The organism is Martinezella tropici, assembly GCF_008370325.1.
GTDB classification, from domain to species: domain Bacteria; phylum Pseudomonadota; class Alphaproteobacteria; order Rhizobiales; family Rhizobiaceae; genus Rhizobium; species Rhizobium tropici_B.
The window spans coordinates 717,672-743,369 of record NZ_VNIP01000006.1 but is presented as its reverse complement, the minus strand read 5'-3'; the positions used below and the strand labels follow the sequence as shown (position 1 = coordinate 743,369).

Here is a 25,698-nt window from a genome sequence, read left to right as displayed (position 1 = left end):
AGCTGCCAATGCAACTCAGCTGTCGAGGAAGCTTCTGAGCTTGCGGCTGCGGCTCGGATGCTTGAGCTTGCGCAGGGCCTTGGCCTCGATCTGGCGGATACGTTCGCGCGTGACCGAGAACTGCTGGCCCACTTCTTCGAGCGTGTGGTCCGTGTTCATGCCGATGCCGAAGCGCATGCGCAGCACGCGTTCTTCGCGCGGCGTCAGCGATGCCAGAACGCGGGTCGTCGTTTCGCGCAGGTTTGCCTGGATGGCGGCGTCGATCGGCAGAAGCGCATTCTTGTCCTCGATGAAATCGCCGAGATGCGAATCTTCTTCGTCACCGACAGGCGTTTCGAGCGAGATCGGCTCCTTGGCGATCTTCAGCACCTTGCGCACCTTTTCGAGCGGCATGGCGAGCTTTTCGGCCAGTTCTTCCGGCGTCGGCTCCCGGCCGATTTCGTGCAGCATCTGGCGCGACGTGCGGACGATCTTGTTGATCGTTTCGATCATGTGCACCGGAATGCGGATGGTGCGCGCCTGGTCGGCGATCGAGCGGGTGATCGCCTGACGAATCCACCATGTGGCGTAGGTCGAGAACTTGTAGCCGCGGCGATATTCGAACTTATCCACCGCCTTCATCAGGCCGATATTGCCTTCCTGAATGAGGTCGAGGAACTGCAGGCCTCGGTTGGTGTACTTCTTCGCGATGGAGATGACGAGGCGCAGGTTGGCTTCGACCATTTCCTTCTTGGCGATGCGCGCTTCGCGCTCACCCTTCTGCACCATGTGAACGATGCGGCGGAATTCCGAGATCGAAATACCGGTTTCGGTCGCAAGGTTCTGGATCTCCTGACGGATATCCCGAATGGTGGTGTTCTCGGCCTTGGCGAATTCCTTCCAGCCGCGCGCGGCCAGATTGCCGATCGACTTCATCCAGTTCGGATCGAGCTCGGCGCCCTGATACTGTTCCAGGAAGCTGTCGCGCTTGACGCCATAGGATTCAGCAAGACGCAGCAAGCGGCCTTCGTTCTGCACGAGGCGCTTGTTGATGTCATAGAGCTGCTCGACGAGAGCGTCGATGCGGTTCTGGTTCAGCGACAGAGACTTGACCGACTTGACCAGCTCATCCTTGAGTTCCTTGTAGCGGCGCTCCTGCGCGGAAGACAGCGTGCCGGAAGCCGACAGACGCTGTTCGACCTGCTGATCCTGCAGCTTGCGCAGCTTCTTGTAGGTTTCGGCAATGATATCGAGCGTCGTCATCACCTGCGGACGAAGCTCGGCTTCCATCGCGGCGAGAGAAAGGTTGGATTCGTCCTCGTCCTCTTCCTCCTCCTCGATCGGGAGGCCTTCGCCGCCGACATTGGTGATGTCGTCGTCGCCTGAGGGCGCGCGGCCGCGGCGTGCCTTTTCCTTCTCTTCGGCAGCCTTGCGGTCAGCCTCGATCTTCTCGGGGCTCTGGAACTGCGGCGCAGCCTTGGCCTCAGGCCCGGAATAGGTGGTTTCGAGATCGATGATCTCGCGCAGCAGCGTCGTGCCTTCGTTGAGTTCGTCGCGCCAGATAATGAGCGCCTGGAACGTCAACGGGCTCTCACAGAGACCGCCGATCATGGTTTCGCGGCCAGCCTCGATGCGCTTGGCAATCGCGATTTCGCCTTCGCGCGACAGAAGCTCGACGGAGCCCATTTCGCGCAGATACATGCGCACCGGGTCGTCTGTGCGGTCGGTCGGCTCTTTCTTCTTGGCGGTGGCCAGCGCGGAACCAGTCGAAGGGGCGAGTTCACCGCCCTCGCTGTCGTCGTCGCCGCCGGCATCGTCGTCGTCGCTCGTTGCGGCGCCAGCTTCTTCGACATCCTCGTCCTCGATGACGTTGATGCCCATGTCCGAAAGCATGGCCATCGTGTCTTCGATCTGCTCGGACGTCACCTCTTCGGACGGCAGGACGGCGTTGAGCTCGTCCATCGTCACGTAGCCGCGCTTCTTCGCGGCCTTGATCATCTTCTTGACCGCGTCATCGGAAAGATCGAGAAGCGGGCCGTCCGAGGTGCCGTCGCGTTCGACTTCAGCTTCTTCGTTCTCTTTGACCTTGGTTGCCATCTCTATATCGTCGCTTTCCCTGACGCTGCAAACTTACACGCGGTGAAACATTCACTCTGACTGGCGCGCCCTGCACCAGCCGCGATTCACCGACGAACACCTAACGGAATGACCTTTAATGCCCGATTAACCACGATCACCGCCACCGGAGTGCAAAGCTGGATTGCGTTTGGATTTCCGGCCATGATATCAGGTGATCCGCTTGCTCCAGTTTACCGTTCTTTCCGAAGTTAAACGGTGATTCCCAGAATTTTAGTTCTCGTCAAGCTTTTCCAACAAAAAAGCCCGTTTAATGTGCGAAAAAGCCTTATCCACAGGCCCTGGCGCGCCACAATCAATTGCTTCCCGTATTTAGGAAGTCCCCGCACGATGACAAGAGCATACTGAACAAAGCCTCACATTTCCGGCATCGGCAGGTATTGCCGCCGCCGGAAGTGTGTTCAAATGGCATCAATTCCAGTCCATTACAACCTTGCCGGAATTGCCTGAACGCATGGCTTCGAAGCCATCTCGAAAATCATCGATGCCTATACGATGGGTGATGACCGGCGATACATCGAGACCGCCCTGCACGAAGGCGATCATCTTGTACCAGGTCTCGAACATCTCGCGACCATAGATGCCCTTCAGATTCAACATTTTGAAGATGACCTTGTTCCAGTCGATCTCGAAACCGGCTGGCGCAATGCCGAGAATAGCGATTTTACCGCCATTGTTCATCTTGTCGATCATGTCGCGGAAGGCGGGAGCGGCGCCCGACATTTCCAGGCCAACGTCGAAGCCTTCAGTCATGCCGATCGATTTCATCACATCGGCGAGGTTTTCCTTGGAAGCATCAACGACGTGATCGATGCCGACCTTGCGGGCGAGCGCCAGCCGGGTCGGATTGATGTCGGTGATGACGACCTTGCGCGCGCCCGAACGCTTGGCGACCATCGCCCCCATGATGCCGATCGGTCCGGCGCCGGTGACGAGCACGTCCTCGCCGACCAGGTCGAAGGAGAGCGCGGTGTGGACCGCATTGCCGAACGGATCGAAGATCGCGGCGATCTCATCCGGGATATCGTCGGGAATCGGCACGACGTTCGATTCGGGAATGCAGACGAACTCGCCAAAGGAGCCGGGGCGATTGACGCCGACGCCGAGCGTGTTGCGACAGAGATGCCCCCTGCCCGCCCGGCAGTTGCGACACTTGCCGCAGACAATGTGCCCCTCGCCGGAAACGCGCTCGCCGACGTGATATTTCGTGACGGCAGAACCGATCTCGGCAATCTCGCCGCAGAATTCATGCCCGACGACCATCGGCACGGGAATGGTCTTCTGCGCCCATTGGTCCCAGTTCCAAATATGAACATCCGTGCCGCAGATCGCCGATTTCTTGACCCGAATGAGAACATCGTTCGGCCCGACCTCGGGAACCGGAACATGCTCCATCCACAACCCGACTTCCGGCTTGGATTTGACCAACGCTTTCATCATGTTCGACATGATCGGCTCTCTCCAACCAATTCAAATGATTCCGAGTTCTTTGCCCGCTTCCGCGAAGGCCGCGATCGCTCTTTCGACATCAGCTTTCGAATGGGCGGCCGACATCTGCGTGCGGATGCGCGCCTGGCCCTTGGGCACGACGGGGAAGGAAAAGCCGATGACATAGACGCCCTTCTTCAGCATCAGCGCCGCCATGTCCTGTGCGAGCTTCGCATCGCCGAGCATGACGGGGATGATCGCGTGATCGGCGCCGGCGAGCGTGAAGCCGAGCTTTGTCATCTCGCTGCGGAAGAGTTCGGCATTGCCCCGGAGCCGAGCCCTCAGCTCGCCGCCGTTTTCGATCAGATCGAAGACCTTCAGCGAGGCTGCGGCGATGACGGGCGCCAAGGTGTTGGAGAACAGATAAGGGCGCGAGCGCTGCCGCAACCACTCGACGATCTCGCCTCTGGCGGAAGTATAACCGCCGGAAGCGCCGCCAAGCGCCTTGCCGAGCGTACCGGTGATGATGTCGACGCGCCCCTCGACGCCGCAATATTCGGCAGAACCGCGGCCATGCGCGCCGACAAAGCCGACCGCGTGGCTGTCATCGACCATGACCATCGCACCATATTTCTCCGCCAGGTCGCAGACGCCGCCGAGATTGGCGATGATGCCGTCCATGGAAAATACACCGTCGGTCGCAATCAGCTTGAAGCGGCTCCCCTCGGCCTTCTTCAGCTCCTCCTCAAGTGCTGCCATGTCGTTGTTGGCGTAACGGAAGCGTTTGGCCTTGGAAAGCCGGACGCCATCGATGATCGAGGCGTGATTAAGCGCATCCGAGATGATGGCATCCTCCTCGGACAATAGCGTCTCGAACAGCCCGCCATTGGCATCGAAGCAAGAGGAATAGAGGATCGTCGCTTCCATGCCGAGAAAGGTCGAAATCCGTGCTTCGAGCTGCTTGTGCTCTTCCTGCGTACCGCAAATGAAGCGCACCGAGGCCATGCCGTATCCATAGCGGTCGAGCGCCTGCTTTGCCGCCTCGGCAAGCTCCTCATTGTCCGCCAGGCCGAGATAGTTGTTGGCGCAGAAATTGAGGACGCGCGCACCGCCAAGGACAGCGATTTCACCGGCTTGCTTTGACGTGATGACGCGTTCGGCCTTAAAGAGCCCGGCTTCTTTCAAGCCGGCAAGTTCGCTGCGCAGATGTGAAAGGAATTCTAAGGTCATTGCCACATTCCAATGCTGGTCACAGTGCCTAACGAACCAAGAAATAACATAGGACTGAGCCTCTTGCTGCATCCAGCAGCGGCAAAAATGCGCAACGCCGTGGCGTCCGCGCGATAGGATGCGGGTTCGATATTATCTGTCGAAATGAGCTGGACACGGGCAACTTCCCGGCTCGTCCTCGTCGATCGACATTGCAAAAATTACTTGACTGAGTCCATTATCATACGGCAGATCGATCGTCATTGTATGATAAGGTGAAATCCATGAGCTTACTTCACAGATTTTCCCTCGAGGGACGGGTCGCTCTTGTCACGGGCGGCGGACGCGGCCTAGGCTTTGAAATGGCGAAGGCACTTGCCGACGCGGGAGCGCATGTCATCGTCAATGGACGCACGACCGCCACATTGGACAATGCTGTGGAAGCTATTCAGGCAACTGGCGGCTCCGCCGAAGCCGCTGCTTTCGACATTGCCGACCGCGAAGCACAGCGCGCGGCGATCAGCACCATCGAGAAAAATCACGGCCGGCTCGACATATTGATCAATAATGTCGGCGCCCGCGACAGGCGCTCCCTGGCCGACTTCGACGACGAGGCGATCCTCGCTTTGCTCAACACGGATCTCGCCGCCTCGATCATGCTCTCGCGCGATGCCGCCCGCCTGATGAAGCAAAACAATCATGGGCGGCTTATCTCGGTCACCTCGATCAGTGGGCAGGTCGTCATGCCCAGCGACTGCGTCTACCCCGCTGCCAAGCAAGGGTTGACCGGCCTCATGCGCGGCATGGCCGTGGAGTTTGGCCCGCATGGCATCACCAGCAATGCCATCGCCCCGGGCTGGTTCGCAACGGAAACGAATGCGGCCATGGTGGCGAATGAAGAGCTGATCCCCTTCGTACGCCAACGCATCCCCGTTCAGCGCTGGGGACGGCCCGACGAGATTGCGGGTGCTGCGCTGTTCCTCGCCAGCGACGCCGCCTCTTTCGTCAACGGCCATGTCCTGACCGTTGATGGCGGGATGACCGTGCGCATGTAGCGGTAAGACTTCAATGATTTCCGATGTGGCCGAAAGATATCACCGTCCGGCTGCATCCGCGATGACAGCGAGGAACGCATCCCCGTAGCGTTCGAGCTTCGACTGGCCGACACCGGAAATCCCGAGAAGCGCCTTGTGGTTCTTCGGTCGCTCCGTCGCAAAGGCGATCAGGGTCGTATCCGGAAAGACGACATAGGGCGGCACGCCCAATTCCTTGGCGATCCGGGTACGCTCGGCACGCAATGCATCGAACAGGACCTGCGCCTCGCCGGTGAGGCCATGCGCCGGCTTCTCCGATCGTCCCGCCTTCTTGCCGCGACGGCCGGTCTCGGGCCGATCCTTGCGGAAGAAAACCTGCTGCTCGCGCTTGAACACCGCCCTGGCCTGCTCCTCAAGCTTCATGGCGCCGAAGGCGGTATGGTCGATGCTGACAAAGCCGTTCGCCAATAATTGCCGGAAAATCGATTGCCAGGTGCGGGCGGGAATATCCTTTCCAGCGCCGAAAACGGGCATATCGACATGGCCGAAACGTTCGGTCTTCTCATTGACCGTACCCATCAGCACGTCGATGACATGGCCGGTGCCGAAGCGTTCGCCGGTACGATAGACCGCCGCCAGCGCCTTGATCGCCGTCTCTGTGCCGTCCCAGGTTTCCACCGGCTTGAGGCAGGTATCGCAATTGTCGCAACCTCCGCCATGGGCCTCCCCGAAATGCGCGAGGATGGACTGCCGCCGGCATCCTGCCGTTTCGCAAATGGCAAGAAGCGCATTGAGCTTTGCCCGCTCGACACGCTTGATCTCCTCGGATGCGGCGCCCTCGTCGATCATTCGCCGCCGCTGGATGACATCGGCCATGCCATAGGCCATCCAGACATTCGAGGGCAGGCCATCGCGCCCGGCGCGGCCTGTCTCCTGATAGTACGCCTCGACCGAACCCGGCAGATCGAGATGGGCGACATAGCGCACATTCGGTTTGTCGATGCCCATGCCGAAGGCGACAGTCGCCACCAGGCACAGGTCTTCCTCTTTCAGAAATGCATCCTGGTTGGCGTCGCGAAGCGCTCGGTCCATGCCGGCGTGATAGGGAAGCGCGCGAACGCCCTGCCCGTTCAGCCACGCGGCCGTATCCTCGACCTTGGCGCGCGAGAGGCAATAGACAATGCCGCTGTCGCCGCGATGGCCATCGAGGAAGCGAAGCAATTGCTGGCGTGGCTGATCGCGCTCGACAATCTCGTAGGCAATGTTCGGACGATCGAAGCTGGTGGTGAAGACCTTGGCATCGTCGAGAGCCAGCCGCTCGATAATGTCGTCGCGTGTATGCGGATCGGCCGTTGCCGTCAGCGCGATGCGCGGCACGCCGGGAAAGAGTTCGGCAAGCCTGCCGAGATCACGATATTCCGGCCTGAAATCATGCCCCCATTGCGAGACGCAATGCGCCTCGTCGATCGCAAAAAGCGCGATCCTGGCTTTGCCGAGCATCTGGCAGAAACCTTCCGTCGCGATGCGTTCCGGCGTCACGTAAAGCAGATCGAGCTTGCCCGCGGAAATGGCCCTATAGACTTCGCTCGCCTCCTCGCGCGACAGGGAGGAATTCAAGGCGGCAGCGCGGATGCCGAGCTGCTTCATCGCCTCCACCTGATCCCGCATCAGAGCGATCAAAGGTGAAACGACGATGCCGACACCATCGCGGCAAAGCGCGGGGATCTGGAAACACAGCGATTTACCGGCTCCGGTTGGAAACAGCACGACCGCATCGCCACCGGACACGACATGTTCGACGACCTGCTGCTGCTTGCCGCGAAAGGCGGAATAACCGTAGACGTGCTTCAGGACATCGAGCGGCGCGGGCGCATCGATGCGATCGCCGAACAATACGTCGTCTGCGGAAAATCGCGGCTCTTGTCTTTCAGGCTGTGGCATCTATTCCCTATTTTCCGGCTGCACCTTTGACGCGGCCGGAAAGCACGCCGAAGCCATCGATGATCGCCTCCTGATTTTCCAACCTTATCGCTTCGAGCTGAACTTCCTGCAAGGCGCGCATCAGCTGCTCGATCAGCTCGCCGTCGCCGTCTTCCGTTGCCTCGGCAATCGCGCCCTGCAATTCGATCTTGTGCCAGCGGAGCGCCTTGGAACGCTTGTGAAGCGCAAGCGCCTGGCGGTAGCCTTCGCGCGCGTCTTCCATGGCGGCCTCCTCGGTCGCCGTCCACAGTCGGGCATTGCGGACCTGCTGGTCGAGGCCCTTTAGCAAGGTGCCGAAGCCTTGCTCCTCCAATTGCTCGATCAATCGCTCGCGGACGAACTGCGGCCCGACCATGGCCGCAGCGATCCCGAGAACCGCCGACCACAGGCGCTGCAATTCGCGGCTCTCGTAATCGATCGCGGCAATCTCGTCATACTCGTCCTGCAACAGCGGCGGATGATTGACGATGGTCAAGGCGAGCACGCTTTCGCGAAGACTCGGAATGTCCTGATGTCCCTTGATCATGGCCGAGCGAGCCAGACGATCGGATGCAGTCGTCGGCATTGAGGGAGCGCCGCGCGCCTGCCCGCCGCGACCGCCGAAGGAGCGGCCGTTGCCATCGCGCGAGAAGCTGCGCGCCTGCTGGCCACTGTTCCGTTGGAATTGCGGCTGAAACAACCCATTCAGCCGCTCACGCATGTTCTGCTGATAGTGACGGCGGACATCCTCGTCCGTGATGACGGAGACGATGCGCCGCAGCCGCGCTTCCAGCTCCGCCCGCGCTTCCGGCGTTTCGAACGTGCCGCTGCCGGCTTCCCTCGACCATATCAGATCGGCCAGTGGCTTTGCCTGCGCCAGTACCTTGTCGAAGGGCGCCCGCCCGTCATGTCGGACGAGATCGTCGGGATCCTTGCCATCGGGCAGCAGCGCAAAGCGCACGGTGCGGTTTGGCTTGATATGCGGCAGCGCCAGATCGGCGGCGCGATTGGCGGCGCGAATGCCGGCGCCATCGCCATCGAAGCAAAGGACCGGCTCCGGCGTCATCTTCCAGAGAAGATCGAGCTGGCTTTCCGTCAAGGCTGTTCCCAGTGGCGCAACCGCATTCTCGACGCCGGCCTGATGCAGCGCGATGACATCCATATAGCCTTCGACGGCAATGATGGTGCCGGCGCCATCGGCACCCTGTGCCGCACGGCGGGCGCGCGTGAAATTGTAGAGTACATTGCCCTTGTGAAAGAGCTCGGTCTCGTTGGAGTTCAAGTATTTTGCCGGCGCGTCGGGCGACATGGCGCGGCCGCCAAAGGCAATCACCTTTTCTCTGGAAGAGAGAATCGGAAACATGATGCGGTCGCGAAAACGATCATACGAGACCGGCACGTTCTCGTGCACGACAAGGCCGCAGGCCTCCATTTGTTCCTTCAGCACGCCCTTGCCGGCGAGATGTTCTTTCAGCGCGTTGCGGCTATCGGGCGAATATCCGAGGCGGAAGGTCTCAATGGTCCGGCCACTGAGGCCGCGATCGCGCAGATAGGCCCGCGCCCGTGCGCCATTGGCTGTCTGCAGCTGATCCTGGAAAAACTGGGTCGCCATCTCCATGACGTCGAGCAGCGACGTGCGTTCCTTCTCGCGCTTCGCCTCCATCGGATCGGCGACCGGCATGGGAACACCGGCCATATCGGCAATCTGCTGTACCGCCTCCGGAAAGCTCAAACCCTCCAGCTCGGTGAGAAAACGAAAATGGTCGCCCGTGACACCGCAGCCGAAACAATGATAGCGCCCCTTGCGATCCTCACAGTGGAAGCTCGGCGATTTCTCGCCATGAAAAGGGCAGCATGCCCAATAATCCCCGCGCGGCACATTGGTCTTGCGTCGATCCCACGTCACACGACGACCGATCACGTCCGAAATCAAGACGCGGTCGCGAATCTCGTCGAGAAACGTATTGGAAAATCGCATGGCTACCTCTGGCTTGTCCCATATAAACAGGAATGAGAGGCATTGCCACGCCGCCTGGATATCCACACACGGTATTCACAGGCCTTTACCGGCGATTGCCTTGCTGCCCTCGCGATCACAACTCCGTGAAGTGACGTCCGGTTTTGCCTTATCTCCGGCCGCCCCAAATGCCGCCTTCGACCCGCAGAAGATAACGCAATTGTTTCCTCCGCAGGGGAAAGTCGACCTCTCGGTGAGCAACTGAGTAACTGATTGGTGCACGAAAATATGCGAAAAAGCAAAGACTTGCACAGCCTGAAGTCGATACGCGCAAGCAAAATCCACACTGTGGACAATCAATGGATGCAAAAGAGCTGCAAATAGGCGACACTCTCCGGCGGCGCATTTACGGCATTGTTCGTAAGCCAAACATTATTTTTTTGTAATTTGATTGTTGATGTGCTGCGCAATAGCGTTCTTCCCACAGGGCGAGACAAGCCGGCGAAGTAACTGCTTCGCGACACGACATGCCGAGACGCCCCGACGAACGGGAAGCCAACAGGTACAGGGCTTTCAGTTTAGGAGAGGAAATGCGCATTCTGATCGTACCCTTGGCAGCCGCAGCCGTCTTCGCCACAGCTACCTACAGCTCGGCCACGATGACCGGCGGCGCTCACGACAAGAATGTGCTCTACGCCGGCGCGGGGTATCAGTTGCCGGCGGATATGAAAGTCCCTGCCCTCACGGTAGGCGTAAAGATTCAAATGTCCGGACTGCCATCGCAGGCACTGGCCTTGCCCCAGGAAGTCAGGATCCTCAGATAAGTTCACCAGATACTCAGGTGGGGCACCATCCCTACCCCCGGCGCCGCCCCACCTGAGTGCCTTTGCAAAAGACGTTTGATTTTTGGGCCCCACCCTGCGTCATCAAACGCCTGCAAAGCGCAAGAAGGCAGGAGCTCCCCCAGCTCCTGCCTTCTCTATTTTCTAGCCATCTCCAATTTCACGAAACAAAAGCAATGAACATGCGTTGCGGAAACATTCTGGTTCCGCATGCGTGAGTATCTTGACGCAACAATCTCGATGGATATCTTTCATTATCTGCGCATATGCGATCTTAATGATTATCTACTCAGACATTTTAGAATTTTGCTCAGTTCAACGGAGACGGCTACATGTCTTTATCCGCAAAGGAACTTGCTCAAGACCCTGATTTTTTCACGGAAATCCTCAGCTATACTCGAGAAATTATATCCACTTATGATGAAAATCAGCGTGTATGCTCTGTTTTTGCTTCGCAGCAGCGCTGGTTGATGGCGCTCGCAGGCTTTGGCCTCTATTGCGGCGGCATCGACGGCGAGCCGCCCGGCATACATGCCAGCCGTTTTGCCCGTTATATCGTCGAGCATGAGATCGCCAGCTACAATACTGCGCTCAGTTTCATTCAGGAGATGCTGGCGCTCGGCTTCCTGCGCTATCTGCCCGTCGCTGCCGATCGGCGGGCACGGCCGATGCAGCCCACGGAAGCGGCAGCAAAGCAGCTTGCGAAATGGGTCAGCATTCATCTTTCCGTGCTGGATCGATTGGATGGCGGCAAACGCAACGCTCTGTTTGGCAAACAACCGGAACTCATCCGCCTGCTGCAGCCCGAAATCTCCGCCGGCATCATCGAAAGTGACGACCTGCGCCGTCCGGGAGAAACGTTTAATCTGTTCACCTGGGCAAATTCGGGCGGCATCATCATGGACTACTTGATCTCCCGCGTCGGGATGATCAATCCGACAACGCAGAAAGCGATCATCGGGCGGGTTGCCTTTACCGACCTCTGCAGCCGCTTCCTCATCTCCCGAACCAACGCAAAACGGCTCATGAACAAGGCCATAAAGATGCAAAGCGTCGGATGGACCGGACCTTCGGGGCGGAGCCAGCTCTGGCTGTCCAACTGCTTCATCCAGGAATATTGCAATTATCAGGCGGGAAAATTCGCCATCATAGACGCCGCCTGGCAAAACACCCTCGGCCTGCGGCGGGCCGGCATGCCGAGGGCGAAGCAGAGTTTTACTTTAGCAGTTCCTTCAAGATAGCAGAGGCCTTGGCGAAATCCATCTGACCAGCATAGCGCTCGCGCAGGGCGGCCACGCACTTGCCCATGTCCTTCAGGCCCTGCGCGCCGAGTTCCGCAACGATCGCGACGCAGATCTCGCGCACTTTTTCTTCGGAAAGCTGCTCGGGCATGAAACCCTGGATGACGGCGATTTCCTCTCGCTCCTTGTCGGCCAGCTCCGGACGACCGCCGTCGATATAGATCTTCACCGATTCCTCGCGCTGCTTGATCATCTTGGCGAGCAGCTGCAGGATTTCATCCTCGCTCGCCTGCTCCTTGCCGAGGCCGCGATTGGCGATATCCTTATCCTTGATGGCTGCAAGGATGAGACGAACGGTCGAAAGCCTCGCCGTATCCCTGGCCTTCATGGCGTCCTTCTGGGCGTTGGAAAGGGTTTCGCGGATCATGTCTTTTAACTCCTTGAAGCAGGCCGGCGACGATCGTCCCGGCCACTTATGTCATGTTGTTGTCTCTTAGACCAACAGTGTCGATCAATGCAATTGCGCCCGAGAGCCCGAATTCCTTGATGGGAAAGCAAAAGCGCGCATTGACCGGCTCGCCTTGTTTAGCTATGTCCATCACCTGCACATTAGATCGATAGGAAGATCTCAAGCCGTGACGCGCGTCGCCGGCTGTACCTTGCTACAAACATGGCGGAACGCCGGTCTCTTCAAGACCGCGCTCGACGCCGGAAACGGGATGACTATGACCGCCACAGCCCCATGGACCACTGAAAAGCCGACCGCTCTCCTCGTTCTTGCCGATGGCACCGTGATCGAAGGCAAGGGCATCGGCGCGACCGGCAAGGTCCAGGCCGAAGTCTGCTTCAACACGGCGCTGACGGGTTACGAAGAGATCCTGACCGATCCCTCCTACCTCGGCCAGATCGTCACCTTCACCTTCCCGCATATCGGCAATGTCGGCACGAACGACGAAGATATCGAAGATTTGACACCCGCTGCCCGCCACGGTGCCGTCGGCGTCATCTTCAAGGCCGACATTACCGATCCCTCGAACTATCGCGCCGCCAAGCACCTGGACCAGTGGCTGAAAGCGCGCGGCATCATCGGTCTCTGTGGCATCGACACCCGCGCGCTCACCGCCTGGATCCGCGAGAACGGCATGCCGAACGGCGTGATCGCCCACGATCCGAACGGTGTCTTCGATATCGAACAATTGAAGGCGGACGCCAAGGCCTGGAGCGGCCTTGAAGGTCTCGACCTCGCCAAGGTCGCCTCTTCCGGACAGTCCTCGCAATGGTCGCAGACGCCCTGGGTCTGGAACGAAGGCTACGGCGAACTCGGCGCCGATGACGCCAAATATCACATCGTCTGCCTCGACTACGGCGTCAAGCGCAACATTCTGCGCCTGTTTGCCGGCCTCGATTGCAAGGTCACGGTCTTGCCGGCGACCGCTTCGACGGATGAAGTCCTCGGCCTCAATCCGGATGGCATCTTCCTCTCCAACGGCCCCGGCGATCCGGCGGCAACAGGCGAATATGCCGTTCCGGTCATCAAGGATCTGCTGAAGGCGGAGATCCCGCTCTTCGGCATCTGCCTCGGCCATCAGATGCTCGGTTTGGCGCTCGGTGCCAAGACCGCGAAGATGCATCAAGGCCATCACGGCGCCAACCATCCGGTCAAGGACCATACCACAGGCAAGGTCGAGATCGTCTCCATGAACCACGGCTTCGCAGTCGACTCGAAGTCGCTGCCGGAAGGCATTGAGGAGACTCACGTTTCGCTCTTCGATGGCAGCAATTGCGGCCTGCGCGTCGCGGGGAAGCCGGTCTTCTCCGTGCAGCATCACCCGGAAGCCTCTCCCGGTCCGCAGGACAGCCATTACCTTTTCCGCCGCTTCGTCAATCTGGTGCGCGAAAAGAAGGGCGAACCCGCCTTGGCAGAGCGCGCCTGATAGCGTCGACCGCCTCGAGCATTCCGCTCTTCTTCGAATCGCGAAAACGCTCTATCTCCTCGTTTCCTTATGCATTCCGGACGGAAAACCGCTCCGCACTTTTCCTGGAATTGCTCTAATCACATGAGAAAAGCCCCGGATTGATAATCAATCCGGGGCTTTTCTCTTTGTGCGTCAAGTTGGGAGGTCTTTTCGTCACATCGGCTCGATTTCCTGAACTCACGCCTGCAGACGGCGCTGCTTGACCACTTCAAGCTCGCTCATCAGGATTTCCTCGAGGAACTCGAAATCGGATTGTCCGAATTCAATGAGGCCAAATCTCAGCTTATAGCCCCAATTCTTGTCCTGGGTGAAATCGAGCCAACCCAGCAGAGGGCGAAGCGGCTGTTCGGGCGCGTCCAGCCAGTCCACATCCTTGCGGTAGGCCTTTCCGCAGCCCATCTCGCCAAGGTAAGGCTCGCCCTCACGGACAAAACCGATGGCGGTAAAGCTCTGAAAGCCGTCCCTCTCGCCCATTTTGACGGATGGGGAGTAGTAGACGATGCCGTCACCCGGCTTGATGCGCATCAAGGGAGCTCGCTTGCCGTGGTTCACCTGCATGAAACCATGCTTGCGCCCAATGCGTACGTGCTCGGCACTTGCCACCGCTAGCCAATAGGATTTCTGCCCCGGCTCCGGCCGCCGGCGAGACTCGTTGGCAGATGGGAAAAGACGAACCATCTTGCCCTGATCAAAGGAATCTTCCCGCGGGAAAGGCGCGGCATCGATACGATCGCTTGCGTTGAATGTCATGGTCATCTCCCGTGATTGGTATGAGATGACTATAGACGATCATGCCGTCAATTTTTGTCAGCAGTCTCTCGATCCGAGATCCGCTATCAGTTGGCAGCCTTCTCGGAGCGCACGAGCATGTAGAAGCGCGCGCACAGCATCGCCGCCGCGGAGGCAAGACCGAGCAGGAAGCCGAACCATATGCCGATGCCGCCCAAGCCGAACCGAAACGCCAGCAGCCAGGCGAGGAAGAAGCCGATCGGCCAATAGGCGATCAGCGCCAAAATCATCGGCACGCGCGCGTCCTTCAGCCCGCGCAACAGACCGCTGGCAATCGCCTGCAGCCCATCGACAAGCTGGAACAGGCCGGCCACGACAATCAGCGGCGCCGCATAGGCAAGCACCTTCGGCGCGTCGGCCGACGTGACGTCAAGGAACCAGCTTCCCAGCCAGGATGGCGCGGTCGCGAACAGGATGCTGCCGCAGAGCGCAATGCAGCTCGAAACGATAAGCACCACGATTGCCGCACGCTTCAGGCCGAGATGATCGCCCTGGCCGTGCGCAACACCCACCCGCACGGTCGCCGCCTGGCTGAGACCGAGCGGAATCATGAAGGCGATCGAGGCCCACTGCAAAGCGATACCGTGAGCGGCTAGCTCGATCGTACCGATCTGGCCCATCAGCAGCGATGCAGCGGTGAACAGGCTGACTTCGGCCAAAACCGTGACGCTGATCGGAAAGCCGAGTCGAATGACATCCCATAAAGCGTGCCAGTCGGGCCGCCAGAACCGGACGAAAATCTCATACCGGCGCGTGTCCTCGTGGCTCTGAACATAAGCAACGATGAAGAGGAACCCAGCGGTCTGCACAGCAACGGAAACGATAGCCGCACCATGCAGTCCCATGGCCGGCAAGCCGAAATGACCGAGCACCAGAATGTAGGCCAGCACGGCGTTCATCACCAACATGGCGATGGTGACCTTGAGGATGATGCCGGCACGGCCGATAGCGCTCACCAGCGCACGAATGACGTTATAGAGCAGCCCCGGCAGCAAGGCGAAGTGACCGATATCGATATAGCCGCTGGCCAGTTTCGCAACATCGGGCTTCTGTCCCGCCGCCAGAAGAATTTGCTCGGAATAGAAAAAGGCGGGTTGCACTATTACCCAGTAAGCCGTCACGACCCAAAGACCCATGCGCAGCGCACGGCGTACCGAGGAAACGTCGCCTTTACCGTAGGCCTGCGCCACCAGCGGCACGACGGCGATGGAGAAGCCCGAACCGAAAATCAGAATCGTGAAGAGAAACTGCGCGGACAGCACCATTGCCGCCAGCTGCTCGGCACCGAGCCGACCGACGATCATAACGTCCGTGGTGTTGATGCCGAGCTGCGCCAACTGCGCACCGATCAAAGGAATGCCCAGCGCAAGCGTAGCGCGAACATGCGCCGACCACGAATTATCATTGTCATGCGCGGACGGGCGCGCAGTTACCGGCATATCCATTACGAAAACTCGATTGCTAGGGTCGCGCGAACCGCCCTACCCAAGGGTGCGCAAGCCTGTCGACTTATCGCAATCGGCGTTAAAAAGCCAGCCGACAAACCTATAATGCTAAAGAATTCATCATGGCATCAAAATATCTGATGATTTTTTAGGCCGCTTCACCCGCCTGCGACTGGGCAACCACTTTCGGCTCTGTCTTGCGGACCTTGGTCAAAAGCACGATCAGCGCCGTCGCGACCAGGATTGCGCCCATGATGAAGGGCGCGCCTGCAAAGATCACCGGCGCCGTCGGCGCGGTATAGTATTGGAACAAATAGGGGAACAGCACGGGTCCGACGATGGCGGTGATGCTCGTGAGACTGCCGAGCGCACCTTGCAGTTCGCCCTGCGCGGAGGGTGGCACCTTGCTGGCGGCAATCGATCGCAAGGGCGCATCCGCCACGTTTTCGATGACGGTCAGAACGACGACCGCATACACCATCCATCCCTGCCATGCGAAGGCATAGCCCACCAGGCCGAGGCAGGAGAACATCAGCCCGAGCAGCGCCGTCTTCCACTCACCAAGCACGGGCACCAGCCGCGGCAGCACCAGGCCCATGGCGATCGCGGCACCGATCCCATAAACAGCGAGCGACAAGCCGATCTGTCCTTCGCTCCAGTTATAGCGATAGGAGGTGACGAAAGCCCATACGGCCGGATAGACACCATGCGCCAGCCAGTTCAGGAACATGACGACGCAGACCCAGCCAATGCCGTGATAGCGCCGCATCTGCCTGAGAGCCCCGAACGGATTGGCCCGTGTGATCTCGAAGGGCCGGCGATGCTTTGCATCCAGCGTTTCTGGCAGAAGGAAATAGGCACCCACGAAATTCAGGAACGCCAGCGCCGCAGCGCCATAGAAAGGTACGCGCGGACCGAACTCGCCAAGGAAGCCGCCGATGACCGGGCCGAGCACGAAGCCAACGCCGAAAGCCATGCCGATCAGGCCGAAATTCTTCGCGCGGTTCTTGTCATTGCTGATATCGGCGATATAGGCCGAACAAGTGGAGAAGCTCGCGCCGCTGATGCCGGCGAGGATGCGGCCGACGAACAGCATCCAGTAGGTGCCGGCAATCGCGCAGATGAAATTGTCGATCGCGAATGTCAGCACGGAGGCCAGCAGCAGCGGCCGACGGCCGAAGCGATCGCTCAGATTGCCGATCAAGGGCGAAAACAGGAACTGCATGGCGGCATAGGCGAGCAGCAGCCAGCCGCCTTCCGTCGCCGCCGCACTGACCGACGCACCCGTCAGCTCTTCCAGATATTTCGGCATGACCGGCATGATGATTGCAATGCCGATGACGTCGAGGAAGAGGATAAGGAAGACGAGGAACAGACCTCGACGAGCGAATTTCTGGTCGATCATGGAGATGCCTTCTGGCGGCCCCGCCTCCATGAAAGAGACAGAACGTGAACGAAAAACCGGAGCATTCCCATACATAAAGATTTTGGTAGAAACAATCCGTGAACGCTTCAATCTTATTGATTTATTGACCGCTTTTTTTGATCATCGGCACAAAAGCGACTAACCGTCGCGACCGCGACGCTGCTCGCGGTTCAGAAAGTCGACGAATGCCCGAAGCGGTGCAGGCATGTGCCGGCGGCTCGCATAATAGAGAAACGGACCGGAAAAGACCGTATCCCACTCCTCGAGGATGGGGACCAGTTCTCCGCTGGCAATCTGTGGCGCAAGGAACTCCCGAAAGGTTCTGATGATGCCGAGTCCGGCCGCGGCCGCGCTGCACTCGATGTCGATCGAATTTGTCGCGACGACCATCGGCGGCGCAATGAAGATCGTCTCCCCATTCCGTTCGAACTCCCAGGGCACCACCGAGCCGCTTAGGAAACGATGACGGATGCAGCGATGCTCGAGTATGTCGCGCGGATGCTGTGGCGTGCCGTTTGCAGCCAGATAGGCGGGGGCAGCCGCTGTGACATAATGTTGCTGTCGCGGCCCGATCGGCACGGCGATCATGTCTTTTTCCAGTCTCTCGTCGTAGCGGATGCCGGCATCGTAACCGGCCGCCACCACATCGATGAAACTGTCTTCGGCGACGATTTCGACTGATATCGCCGGATATTCCTTCAGGAAACGGCTGATGATGTCGGGCATGACGACCATGGCGGCGACGGTCGGCACATTCAGCCGCAAGATTCCCCCTACGCTGTCGCGAAAGCTGTTGATATCATCGAGCGCAACGGCGATCTCGCTCATGGCGGGCGTCAGGCGCTCCATCAATCGCTCCCCCGCCTCCGTCGGCGTTACGCTTCGAGTGGTACGGTTGAGCAGGCGCACCGCCAGCCTCTCCTCCAGCCGTCGCACCGCTTCGCTCAGCGACGACGCAGAGACGCTACGTTTTCGTGCCGCTTCGCGAAAGCTGCGCTCGCGGGCAACAGCGGTGAAGGCAACCAGATCGGCCAGCGGCAAATCATCCATTGTGCGAAATTCCAAACAGCCCGTTTCGATTTACCCGGATTATCGCACAGAGAGCAGCGGAGTAAAACACTAATAGAGACCTCTGGAATGAGGACGTGCCTTCGAGCAAGGAGAATAACGATGGAAAAGCGTCAATTGGGAAAAACCGGACCGCAGGTATCGGCGCTCGGTCTCGGCTGCATGGGAATGTCGGGCATGTATGGCCCATCCGACCGGGCCGAGAGCATCGCCACCATCCATGCCGCGCTCGATGCCGGGATCAACCTGCTTGACACGGGCGATTTCTACGGCATGGGCCACAATGAGATGCTGATCGGCGAAGCTATCAAAGGGCGGAGGCGAGATGATTTCCTGCTGAGCGTCAAGTTCGGCGCCTTGCGTGATCCCACCGGCGGCTGGCTCGGCTACGATGCCCGACCGGCGGCAATCAGGAATTTTCTCGCCTATTCGCTGCAGCGTCTCGGCGTCGACCACATCGACATCTATCGCCCTGCCCGCCTCGACCCCAATGTGCCGATCGAAGACCAGATCGGCGCGATGGCAGATCTCATCAAGGCCGGTTACATCAGGCATATCGGCCTGTCGGAAGTCGGTGCAGACACGATCCGCCGTGCCGCCGCCGTTCATCCGATCGTCGACCTGCAGATCGAATATTCGCTGATCTCGCGCGGCATCGAAGACAAGATCCTGCCGACTTGCCTCGAACTCGGTATCGGCATTACCGCATATGGCGTTCTCTCCCGCGGCCTCATCAGCGGTCATTGGCAGAAAGACGGTGCGCAGAAAGGCGATTTCCGCACCTTGAGCCCGCGTTTCCAGACGGGAAACGTGGAAAAGAACCTGGAGCTCGTGGAAGCCCTGCGAGAAATCGCCGAGGCGAAGGGCGTCAGCGTCGCCCAGATTGCGATCGCCTGGGTCGCAGCACGGGGCAAGGAGATTGTGCCGGTCATCGGCGCCCGCCGCCGCGACCGCCTCACGGAAGCCTTGGGAGCACTTTCAGTCGGATTATCGGATATCGATATGGCTGCGATCGAGCGCGTGATCCCTAAGGACGCCGCCGCCGGCGGCCGCTACCCCGAAGCGCAGCTGGCACATCTCGACAGCGAGAAGTGATGAACCGAAGGGCTTGCCCGCTCCCGATATACCGGGAGCGGGCAAGCGAATTCAGACGGGATTGTTCAGCGTATCGCAATCGCTGAGCTTGCCGGAATCAAAGCCCTGCTTGAACCACTTCATACGCTGCGCCGAGGTGCCGTGGTTGAAGCTGTCGGGAACGACATAACCCTGGGTGCGCTTCTGCAGCGTATCGTCGCCGATCTGCTGCGCGGCGTTCAAGGCCTCTTCGAGATCGCCAGCCTGCAATATGCCCTTCTGCTGCGTGAACTTGCCCCAGATGCCGGCAAAGCAATCGGCCTGCAGCTCGATCCGCACCGACATCTTGTTCGCATCCGCTTCGCTCATGTTGCGGCGTGCCTGATTGAATTTCGGCAGGATGCCGAGCAGATCCTGAACATGGTGGCCGACTTCATGCGCGATCACATAGGCTTGCGCGAAATCGCCGGATGCGCCGAACTGGTCCTTCATCTGTTTGAAGAAGGCCATGTCGAGATAGACCTTCTGGTCGCTCGGGCAATAGAAGGGACCGGTGGCCGCCGAAGCCTGACCGCAAGCCGAAGGGAAGCTGCCGGAAAACAGGACAAGCTTTGGATCGGTATAGGTCTGGCCCATCGACTTGAAGATGCCGGTCCAGGTGTCTTCCGTATCGGCAAGAACAGTCGCAACGAATTGCTTCATCTCGTCATTGGCCGGCTGAGCCCCGCCGCTGTTGCTGGAGGTGCTCTGCTGATATCCGGAACCGCCGCCCTCCAGCATGCCGCTCTGCTGCAGCAAGCCGATGACGTCGACGCCCATGGCTCTGAGGATCAGGAAGATAACGATCAGCACAATAATGGTGCGGAAACTCAGGCCGCCGCCGCCGATCCCACCGCCGGGGAACCGGAAGCCGCCGCCACCGCCGCCCATGGGCGATGAGCCGCGTTCGTCCTCGATATTGTCGGATTGCCGACGCCCCTTCCAATCCATAGCACACCTCCTGGCGATGCCTAAAATCAAAGTCCCTTGAGGCATTTATATATCCAGGAAGTGTAACAAAGCCAGTTGGCTATCGACAGAAGATCAGCTTAAACGGCGACGGCGCCATATTTCTTTCGACATCAGCCATAAAAGCGCGAAGCCTATGCCCGCCGCGACCAGGAGCGGGGTAATTTCGTCGCCATCGAAGGCTACCTTGTCCATGATGCGGCCTGGAATGAGCGTAAACGCGCCCGCGCCGACAATACCGCCGAAATAAAGGCCTCTCACGATGCGCTTATGAACCTCGATATTGTGTTTGCGGGCATTGACGATGGCACCCCAGCAACCGAACAGAACGTATGTCGAAATCAGGTGAATGGGGCTGAAGCCGTAAAACATATTGATCTGGTGAATAAAGAAGCTTGATAGCGCCGTGATCACCATCAAGGCCAGCCATATCTTGCCGAGCAGACGGTGCCTCGGCGTCCCCTTCGGCCTGACAAGAAGATAGGTGCCGAGCAAGGCGGCGGGAATGACGGCCGCGACATGGATCTGGATCGCGATCGGGGCATCGAGAAGCGGCTCGAGAGTCATCATCTGTATCCGGTTGAGTTTGCCGAGCCTTTCCGCGATAGTGCTGTTCTCTCAATCGAAATTGCGCGAAAGAACGGAAAATCTTCGTGGATCACACCTTTCTGCAATCCACGCTTCGCGAATTGCGGATCATTCAGCGTTCACCGCGTTTCTGGGCGACCTTTGTCACGATCGTCCTGATCTTTGCTCTCACCGGCCCTTATGGCACCTTTGCCCGACTGATGCCTGGAGCCCGGCTCGGCTATTGGTTTGTTCTTCACGCCATGGCCTGGTCGATCGCGATCGTCTTCTCCGTGGCCACCGAAATCCTCCTGCGCAGGCATGTATCGAACATGTTCGCCCGGATGCTGATTGGATCCATCCTTGCCGCATTGCCGATAGGCTTCGGCATCACGCTTATCGACCTCGCCTTCTTCGGAGATGCGCCCAGCGTGATCGGCAGCCTCGGCAAATCCCTTGGCTCCATACCCCTCTGCGCCCTCTTCTGCATCCTCTCCTATATGACCATGCATCGGCAGTTAGCGATGGCAGCCGCAGGCTCTAACGTTGCGGAAACGAAAGCCTCGTCCGCCCCGATGGCCACAGCCTCCCAACCGCCGATTCTCTCACGCCTGAAACCGGAAAATCGTGGAGCGCTGATCAGGCTCACCGTGCGCGACCACTATACCGAAGTCATGACGACACGCGGTCGTGAGCTCATCCTGCTGCGCTTCGGCGATGCTCTTATGGAAATCGGCAATATCGACGGCGTACGCGTGCATCGATCTCATTGGATCGCGACCGATCATGTCGCTCGCCTGAAACGCGACAACGGCAAGCTTTTCGTCATCGCCCGCGACGGTGTGGAGGTGCCTGTCAGCCGCTCCTATGCCGAAGCTGTCCGGCATCGCTTCGGTTAATGGCGGCAAAGCCTGCAGAATTCATGTCGATTCCGCGATTTATGGGGTTCCGTTTGCAAATACATTTGCCTATAAGCCGCTTCTAGCCTGAAAATATTTGCCCATGCGCCCCGGCCGGTGACCTCCCACCCTGGCCGGTTTTTCGCGCAACGAAAAAACGGATGAGAGCCCATGCCGAAGCGTCAAGATATCAAATCGATCCTCATTATCGGTGCAGGACCGATCGTTATCGGACAGGCTTGCGAATTCGACTATTCGGGCACGCAGGCCTGTAAGGCGCTGAAGGAGGAAGGCTACCGCGTCATCCTCGTCAACTCCAACCCGGCAACGATCATGACCGATCCGGGCCTGGCGGACGCGACCTATGTCGAGCCGATCACGCCTGAGGTCGTCGCCAAGATCATCGCCAAGGAGCGCCCGGACGCGCTGCTGCCGACCATGGGCGGCCAGACGGCACTCAACACCGCCCTTTCGCTGAAGCGCATGGGCGTGCTCGACCGTTACAATGTCGAGATGATCGGCGCCAAGCCCGCCGCGATCGACATGGCCGAAGACCGCGCCCTCTTCCGCGAAGCCATGGCTCGCATCGGGCTGGAAACACCGCGCTCCATGCTGGCAAACGCCACCGACATCAAGGACGCTGACCGCAAGACGCACGAGGCCGAGCGCAGCAAGCTGAAGGCATCGCTCGCAGGTGCCGAGCTCGACAAGGCGCTCGACGAACTTGAAAACCAGTGGAACCTCGGCGAGAGCGACCGCAAGCAGCGTTACATGAGCCATGCCATGGCAATCGCCGCCCAGGCGCTCGACCATGTCGGCCTGCCCGCCATCATCCGTCCCTCCTTCACGCTCGGCGGCACCGGCGGCGGCATCGCCTATAACCGCTCTGAATTCTTCGAGATCGTCGGCGGCGGCCTCGACGCCTCGCCGACCACGGAAGTGCTGATCGAAGAATCGGTCCTCGGCTGGAAGGAATTCGAGATGGAAGTCGTCCGCGACAAGGCGGATAACTGCATTATCATCTGCTCGATCGAAAACATCGACCCGATGGGCGTCCACACCGGCGATTCGATCACCGTCGCTCCGGCGCTGACGCTGACGGACAAGGAATACCAGATCATGCGCAACGCCTCGATCGCGGTCCTGCGCGAGATCGGCGTCGAGACTGGCGGCTCGAACGTGCAGTTCGCCGTCAACCCAAAGGACGGCCGCCTTGTCGTCATCGAAATGAACCCGCGCGTGTCGCGCTCCTCCGCGCTCGCCTCGAAGGCCACGGGCTTCCCGATTGCCAAGATCGCTGCCAAGCTCGCCATCGGCTATACGCTGGACGAGCTCGAGAACGACATTACCGGCGGTGCGACGCCCGCCTCCTTCGAGCCGTCGATCGACTACGTCGTCACCAAGATCCCGCGCTTTGCCTTCGAGAAGTTCCCTGGCGCCTCTCCGGTTCTGACCACGGCGATGAAGTCGGTCGGCGAAGTCATGGCGATCGGCCGCACCTTCGCGGAATCGCTGCAGAAGGCGCTTCGCGGCCTGGAAACCGGCCTGACCGGCCTCGATGAAATTGAAATCCCCGGCACCGAGGAAGGCGAAGGCAGCCGCAACGCCATTCGCGCCGCCATCGGCACGCCGACGCCGGACCGCCTGCGCATGGTCGCTCAGGCGCTGCGCTCCGGATTGAGCATCGAAGAAGTGCATGAAGGCTGCAAGATCGACCCGTGGTTCCTCGAGCAGCTGAAGAACATCGTCGATATGGAGGCTCGCATCCGCGAGCACGGTCTGCCCGAGGATGCCGCCAATCTGCGCATGCTGAAGGCCATGGGCTTCTCCGACGCGCGCCTTGCAACCTTGACCGACAAACGGCCGAAGGAAGTGGCGGAACTGCGCAACCGGTTGAATGTGCGCCCGGTCTTCAAGCGCATCGACACCTGCGCGGCCGAATTCGCCTCGCCGACCGCCTACATGTACTCGACCTATGAAATGCCATTCGTCGGCGCCGCCCGTTCCGAAGCTGAGGTTTCCGATCGCAAGAAGGTCGTCATCCTCGGCGGCGGTCCGAACCGCATCGGCCAGGGTATCGAATTCGACTATTGCTGCTGCCATGCAGCCTTCGCCCTGAAGGATGCAGGCTACGAAGCGATCATGATCAACTGCAACCCGGAAACGGTTTCGACCGACTACGACACCTCCGACCGGCTCTATTTCGAGCCGCTGACGGCGGAAGACGTAATCGAAATCCTCAGGGCGGAGCAGGAAAAGGGCGAAGTGGTCGGCGTCATCGTGCAGTTCGGCGGCCAGACCCCTCTGAAGCTCGCCGAAGCGCTGGAAAAGAATGGCATCCCGATCCTCGGCACGGCTCCGGATGCGATCGACCTTGCCGAAGACCGCGACCGCTTCCAGAAGCTCTTGATGAAGCTTGATCTCAACCAGCCGAACAACGGCATCGCCTACTCGGTCGAGCAGGCTCGCCTCGTTGCCGGCGAAATCGGCTTCCCACTGGTGGTGCGCCCATCCTACGTCTTGGGCGGCCGCGCCATGCAGATCATCCATTCGGAAGGCCAGCTCCAAGGCTATCTGCTTGATACGGTGCCGGAACTGGTGCCGGAAGACATTAAGCAGCGCTATCCCAACGACAAGACCGGCCAGATCAACACGCTGCTCGGCAAGAACCCGCTGCTGTTCGACAGCTATCTCACCAACGCCATCGAAGTCGACGTCGACTGCCTGTCCGACGGCACCGACGTCTACGTCGCCGGCATCATGGAGCATATCGAGGAAGCCGGTATCCATTCCGGCGATTCCGCCTGCTCGCTGCCACCGCGCACGCTGTCACCTGCCATGATCGACGAGCTGGAACGCCAGGCAAAGGCCATGGCCAAGGCCTTGAACGTCGGCGGCCTGATGAACGTCCAGTTCGCCATCAAGGACGACACGGTCTACGTGCTCGAAGTCAATCCGCGCGCCTCGCGTACGGTGCCCTTCGTCGCCAAGACCATCGGCGCGCCGATCGCCAAGATCGCGGCCCGCGTCATGGCCGGCGAAAAGCTGGACGCGACCTTCGCGGCCTACGGCGAAAAGCCCGATCCGCGCAAGCTGAAGCACATCGCCGTCAAGGAAGCGGTCTTCCCCTTCGCCCGCTTCCCTGGTGTCGACATCCTGCTTGGGCCGGAAATGCGCTCCACGGGCGAAGTAATCGGCCTCGACACGGATTTCGCGCTGGCCTTCGCCAAATCGCAGCTCGGCGCCGGCGTCGAACTGCCGCGTGACGGAACGGTCTTCGTCTCGGTTCGCGACGACGATAAGCCCCGCGTGCTGCCCGCTATCCGCATGTTGACTGAATTAGGCTTCAAGGTGCTCGCAACCGGCGGCACCCAGCGTTACCTGGCTGAAAACGGCATCGAAGCCACGAAGATCAACAAGGTGCTGGAAGGCCGTCCACATATCGAGGACGCCATCCGCAACCGCCAGGTCCAGCTCGTCATCAATACGACCGACAGCAACAAGGCGATCTCGGATTCGAAGTCGCTCCGCCGCGCGACGCTGATGCAGAAGGTGCCCTATTACACCACCATGGCCGGCGCCGAAGCCGCTGCCATGGCGATCAAGGCACTGAAGGCCGGAAACCTCGAAGTCCAGCCGCTGCAGAGCTATTTCTGATGGT

General features: G+C 59.6%; 19 protein-coding genes. 7 read left to right on the top strand and 12 right to left on the bottom strand.

Annotated elements, in window-relative coordinates:
- Positions 1 to 15: 15 nt before the first annotated feature.
- The 3 genes from rpoD to FP026_RS11965 all read right to left on the bottom strand — a co-directional run bounded on the left by rpoD (position 16) and on the right by FP026_RS11965 (position 4,773).
- A complete protein-coding gene (gene rpoD, locus FP026_RS11975; RefSeq protein WP_149634827.1) occupies positions 16 to 2,076 on the bottom strand; it encodes an RNA polymerase sigma factor RpoD in 2,061 nt (686 codons plus the stop codon).
- A gap of 450 nt (positions 2,077 to 2,526) precedes the next feature.
- Complete coding sequence (tdh, locus tag FP026_RS11970; protein WP_113388895.1) at positions 2,527 to 3,564, bottom strand: L-threonine 3-dehydrogenase; 1,038 nt, start codon at positions 3,562 to 3,564, stop codon at positions 2,527 to 2,529.
- Between the two features lie 21 nt (positions 3,565 to 3,585).
- Positions 3,586 to 4,773: a glycine C-acetyltransferase gene (locus FP026_RS11965; RefSeq protein WP_149634826.1), complete on the bottom strand. Its 1,188-nt coding sequence runs from the start codon at positions 4,771 to 4,773 to the stop codon at positions 3,586 to 3,588.
- Between the two features lie 263 nt (positions 4,774 to 5,036).
- Between FP026_RS11965 and FP026_RS11960 the strand changes: the two genes are divergently transcribed.
- Entirely contained in the window at positions 5,037 to 5,807 is a 771-nt protein-coding gene (locus tag FP026_RS11960; protein WP_149634825.1) for an SDR family oxidoreductase, read from the top strand.
- A 39-nt stretch (positions 5,808 to 5,846) separates the two neighbouring features.
- Here FP026_RS11960 and recQ read toward each other — a convergent pair whose 3' ends face one another.
- Positions 5,847 to 7,727, bottom strand: coding sequence for a DNA helicase RecQ (gene recQ, locus FP026_RS11955; RefSeq protein WP_149634824.1), 1,881 nt, complete (start codon positions 7,725 to 7,727; stop codon positions 5,847 to 5,849).
- Positions 7,728 to 7,734: 7 nt separating this feature from the next.
- Positions 7,735 to 9,723, bottom strand: a complete 1,989-nt coding sequence (gene dnaG / locus FP026_RS11950; RefSeq protein WP_149634823.1) for a DNA primase — start codon at positions 9,721 to 9,723, stop codon at positions 7,735 to 7,737.
- Between the two features lie 569 nt (positions 9,724 to 10,292).
- Here dnaG and FP026_RS11945 point away from each other — a divergent pair.
- Positions 10,293 to 10,526 carry a hypothetical protein gene (locus FP026_RS11945; RefSeq protein ID WP_149634822.1) on the top strand — a complete coding sequence of 78 codons (234 nt, stop codon included), beginning with the start codon at positions 10,293 to 10,295 and terminating at the stop codon, positions 10,524 to 10,526.
- 488 nt (positions 10,527 to 11,014) lie between these two features.
- Positions 11,015 to 11,785: a hypothetical protein gene (locus tag FP026_RS11940; RefSeq protein ID WP_246665313.1), complete on the top strand. Its 771-nt coding sequence runs from the start codon at positions 11,015 to 11,017 to the stop codon at positions 11,783 to 11,785.
- Here the strand turns inward: FP026_RS11940 and FP026_RS11935 are convergent.
- Positions 11,760 to 12,212, bottom strand: a complete 453-nt coding sequence (locus FP026_RS11935) for a GatB/YqeY domain-containing protein (RefSeq protein ID WP_149634820.1) — start codon at positions 12,210 to 12,212, stop codon at positions 11,760 to 11,762. The genes FP026_RS11940 and FP026_RS11935 overlap by 26 nt on opposite strands.
- A gap of 298 nt (positions 12,213 to 12,510) precedes the next feature.
- On the opposite strand from FP026_RS11935, the gene carA reads away from it, so the two are divergent.
- A complete protein-coding gene (gene carA, locus FP026_RS11930) occupies positions 12,511 to 13,719 on the top strand; it encodes a glutamine-hydrolyzing carbamoyl-phosphate synthase small subunit (protein ID WP_149634973.1) in 1,209 nt (402 codons plus the stop codon).
- Positions 13,720 to 13,938: 219 nt separating this feature from the next.
- On the opposite strand, the gene FP026_RS11925 is transcribed toward carA, so the two are convergent.
- The 4 genes from FP026_RS11925 to FP026_RS11910 all read right to left on the bottom strand — a co-directional run bounded on the left by FP026_RS11925 (position 13,939) and on the right by FP026_RS11910 (position 18,471).
- Positions 13,939 to 14,511: an EVE domain-containing protein gene (locus FP026_RS11925; RefSeq protein ID WP_149634819.1), complete on the bottom strand. Its 573-nt coding sequence runs from the start codon at positions 14,509 to 14,511 to the stop codon at positions 13,939 to 13,941.
- Between the two features lie 86 nt (positions 14,512 to 14,597).
- On the bottom strand, positions 14,598 to 15,995 hold the full coding sequence (locus FP026_RS11920) for an MATE family efflux transporter (RefSeq protein WP_149634818.1): 1,398 nt from the start codon (positions 15,993 to 15,995) through the stop codon (positions 14,598 to 14,600).
- A gap of 148 nt (positions 15,996 to 16,143) precedes the next feature.
- Complete coding sequence (locus tag FP026_RS11915) at positions 16,144 to 17,400, bottom strand: TCR/Tet family MFS transporter (protein WP_149634817.1); 1,257 nt, start codon at positions 17,398 to 17,400, stop codon at positions 16,144 to 16,146.
- Between the two features lie 159 nt (positions 17,401 to 17,559).
- A complete protein-coding gene (locus FP026_RS11910) occupies positions 17,560 to 18,471 on the bottom strand; it encodes a LysR family transcriptional regulator (protein WP_149634816.1) in 912 nt (303 codons plus the stop codon).
- A 120-nt stretch (positions 18,472 to 18,591) separates the two neighbouring features.
- Between FP026_RS11910 and FP026_RS11905 the strand changes: the two genes are divergently transcribed.
- Complete coding sequence (locus FP026_RS11905) at positions 18,592 to 19,584, top strand: aldo/keto reductase (RefSeq protein WP_149634815.1); 993 nt, start codon at positions 18,592 to 18,594, stop codon at positions 19,582 to 19,584.
- A gap of 51 nt (positions 19,585 to 19,635) precedes the next feature.
- On the opposite strand, the gene ypfJ is transcribed toward FP026_RS11905, so the two are convergent.
- Together ypfJ and FP026_RS11895 are read right to left on the bottom strand one after the other, a co-directional pair.
- Positions 19,636 to 20,553 carry a KPN_02809 family neutral zinc metallopeptidase gene (gene ypfJ / locus FP026_RS11900; RefSeq protein WP_149634814.1) on the bottom strand — a complete coding sequence of 306 codons (918 nt, stop codon included), beginning with the start codon at positions 20,551 to 20,553 and terminating at the stop codon, positions 19,636 to 19,638.
- A 93-nt stretch (positions 20,554 to 20,646) separates the two neighbouring features.
- A complete protein-coding gene (locus FP026_RS11895; RefSeq protein WP_149634813.1) occupies positions 20,647 to 21,138 on the bottom strand; it encodes a DUF2306 domain-containing protein in 492 nt (163 codons plus the stop codon).
- An 86-nt stretch (positions 21,139 to 21,224) separates the two neighbouring features.
- On the opposite strand from FP026_RS11895, the gene FP026_RS11890 reads away from it, so the two are divergent.
- Positions 21,225 to 22,037 carry a LytTR family DNA-binding domain-containing protein gene (locus FP026_RS11890; protein WP_149634812.1) on the top strand — a complete coding sequence of 271 codons (813 nt, stop codon included), beginning with the start codon at positions 21,225 to 21,227 and terminating at the stop codon, positions 22,035 to 22,037.
- A 171-nt stretch (positions 22,038 to 22,208) separates the two neighbouring features.
- A complete protein-coding gene (carB, locus tag FP026_RS11885; RefSeq protein ID WP_149634811.1) occupies positions 22,209 to 25,694 on the top strand; it encodes a carbamoyl-phosphate synthase large subunit in 3,486 nt (1,161 codons plus the stop codon).
- Positions 25,695 to 25,698: the final 4 nt, after the last annotated feature.

What these genes read in the sequence shown, in the direction of transcription:
- recQ (WP_149634824.1), bottom strand. Translation starts at nt 7,727, where the DNA reads ATGCCACAGCCTGAAAGACAAGAGCCGCGATTTTCCGCAGACGACGTA.
- FP026_RS11895 (WP_149634813.1), bottom strand. Translation starts at nt 21,138, where the DNA reads ATGACTCTCGAGCCGCTTCTCGATGCCCCGATCGCGATCCAGATCCAT.
- FP026_RS11910 (WP_149634816.1), bottom strand. Translation starts at nt 18,471, where the DNA reads ATGGATGATTTGCCGCTGGCCGATCTGGTTGCCTTCACCGCTGTTGCC.
- FP026_RS11935 (WP_149634820.1), bottom strand. Translation starts at nt 12,212, where the DNA reads ATGATCCGCGAAACCCTTTCCAACGCCCAGAAGGACGCCATGAAGGCC.
- FP026_RS11940 (WP_246665313.1), top strand. Translation starts at nt 11,015, where the DNA reads ATGGCGCTCGCAGGCTTTGGCCTCTATTGCGGCGGCATCGACGGCGAG.
- carA (WP_149634973.1), top strand. Translation starts at nt 12,511, where the DNA reads ATGACCGCCACAGCCCCATGGACCACTGAAAAGCCGACCGCTCTCCTC.
- FP026_RS11965 (WP_149634826.1), bottom strand. Translation starts at nt 4,773, where the DNA reads ATGACCTTAGAATTCCTTTCACATCTGCGCAGCGAACTTGCCGGCTTG.
- FP026_RS11905 (WP_149634815.1), top strand. Translation starts at nt 18,592, where the DNA reads ATGGAAAAGCGTCAATTGGGAAAAACCGGACCGCAGGTATCGGCGCTC.
- rpoD (WP_149634827.1), bottom strand. Translation starts at nt 2,076, where the DNA reads ATGGCAACCAAGGTCAAAGAGAACGAAGAAGCTGAAGTCGAACGCGAC.
- FP026_RS11920 (WP_149634818.1), bottom strand. Translation starts at nt 15,995, where the DNA reads ATGGATATGCCGGTAACTGCGCGCCCGTCCGCGCATGACAATGATAAT.
- dnaG (WP_149634823.1), bottom strand. Translation starts at nt 9,723, where the DNA reads ATGCGATTTTCCAATACGTTTCTCGACGAGATTCGCGACCGCGTCTTG.
- FP026_RS11945 (WP_149634822.1), top strand. Translation starts at nt 10,293, where the DNA reads ATGCGCATTCTGATCGTACCCTTGGCAGCCGCAGCCGTCTTCGCCACA.
- ypfJ (WP_149634814.1), bottom strand. Translation starts at nt 20,553, where the DNA reads ATGGATTGGAAGGGGCGTCGGCAATCCGACAATATCGAGGACGAACGC.
- FP026_RS11925 (WP_149634819.1), bottom strand. Translation starts at nt 14,511, where the DNA reads ATGACATTCAACGCAAGCGATCGTATCGATGCCGCGCCTTTCCCGCGG.
- FP026_RS11960 (WP_149634825.1), top strand. Translation starts at nt 5,037, where the DNA reads ATGAGCTTACTTCACAGATTTTCCCTCGAGGGACGGGTCGCTCTTGTC.
- carB (WP_149634811.1), top strand. Translation starts at nt 22,209, where the DNA reads ATGCCGAAGCGTCAAGATATCAAATCGATCCTCATTATCGGTGCAGGA.
- tdh (WP_113388895.1), bottom strand. Translation starts at nt 3,564, where the DNA reads ATGTCGAACATGATGAAAGCGTTGGTCAAATCCAAGCCGGAAGTCGGG.
- FP026_RS11915 (WP_149634817.1), bottom strand. Translation starts at nt 17,400, where the DNA reads ATGATCGACCAGAAATTCGCTCGTCGAGGTCTGTTCCTCGTCTTCCTT.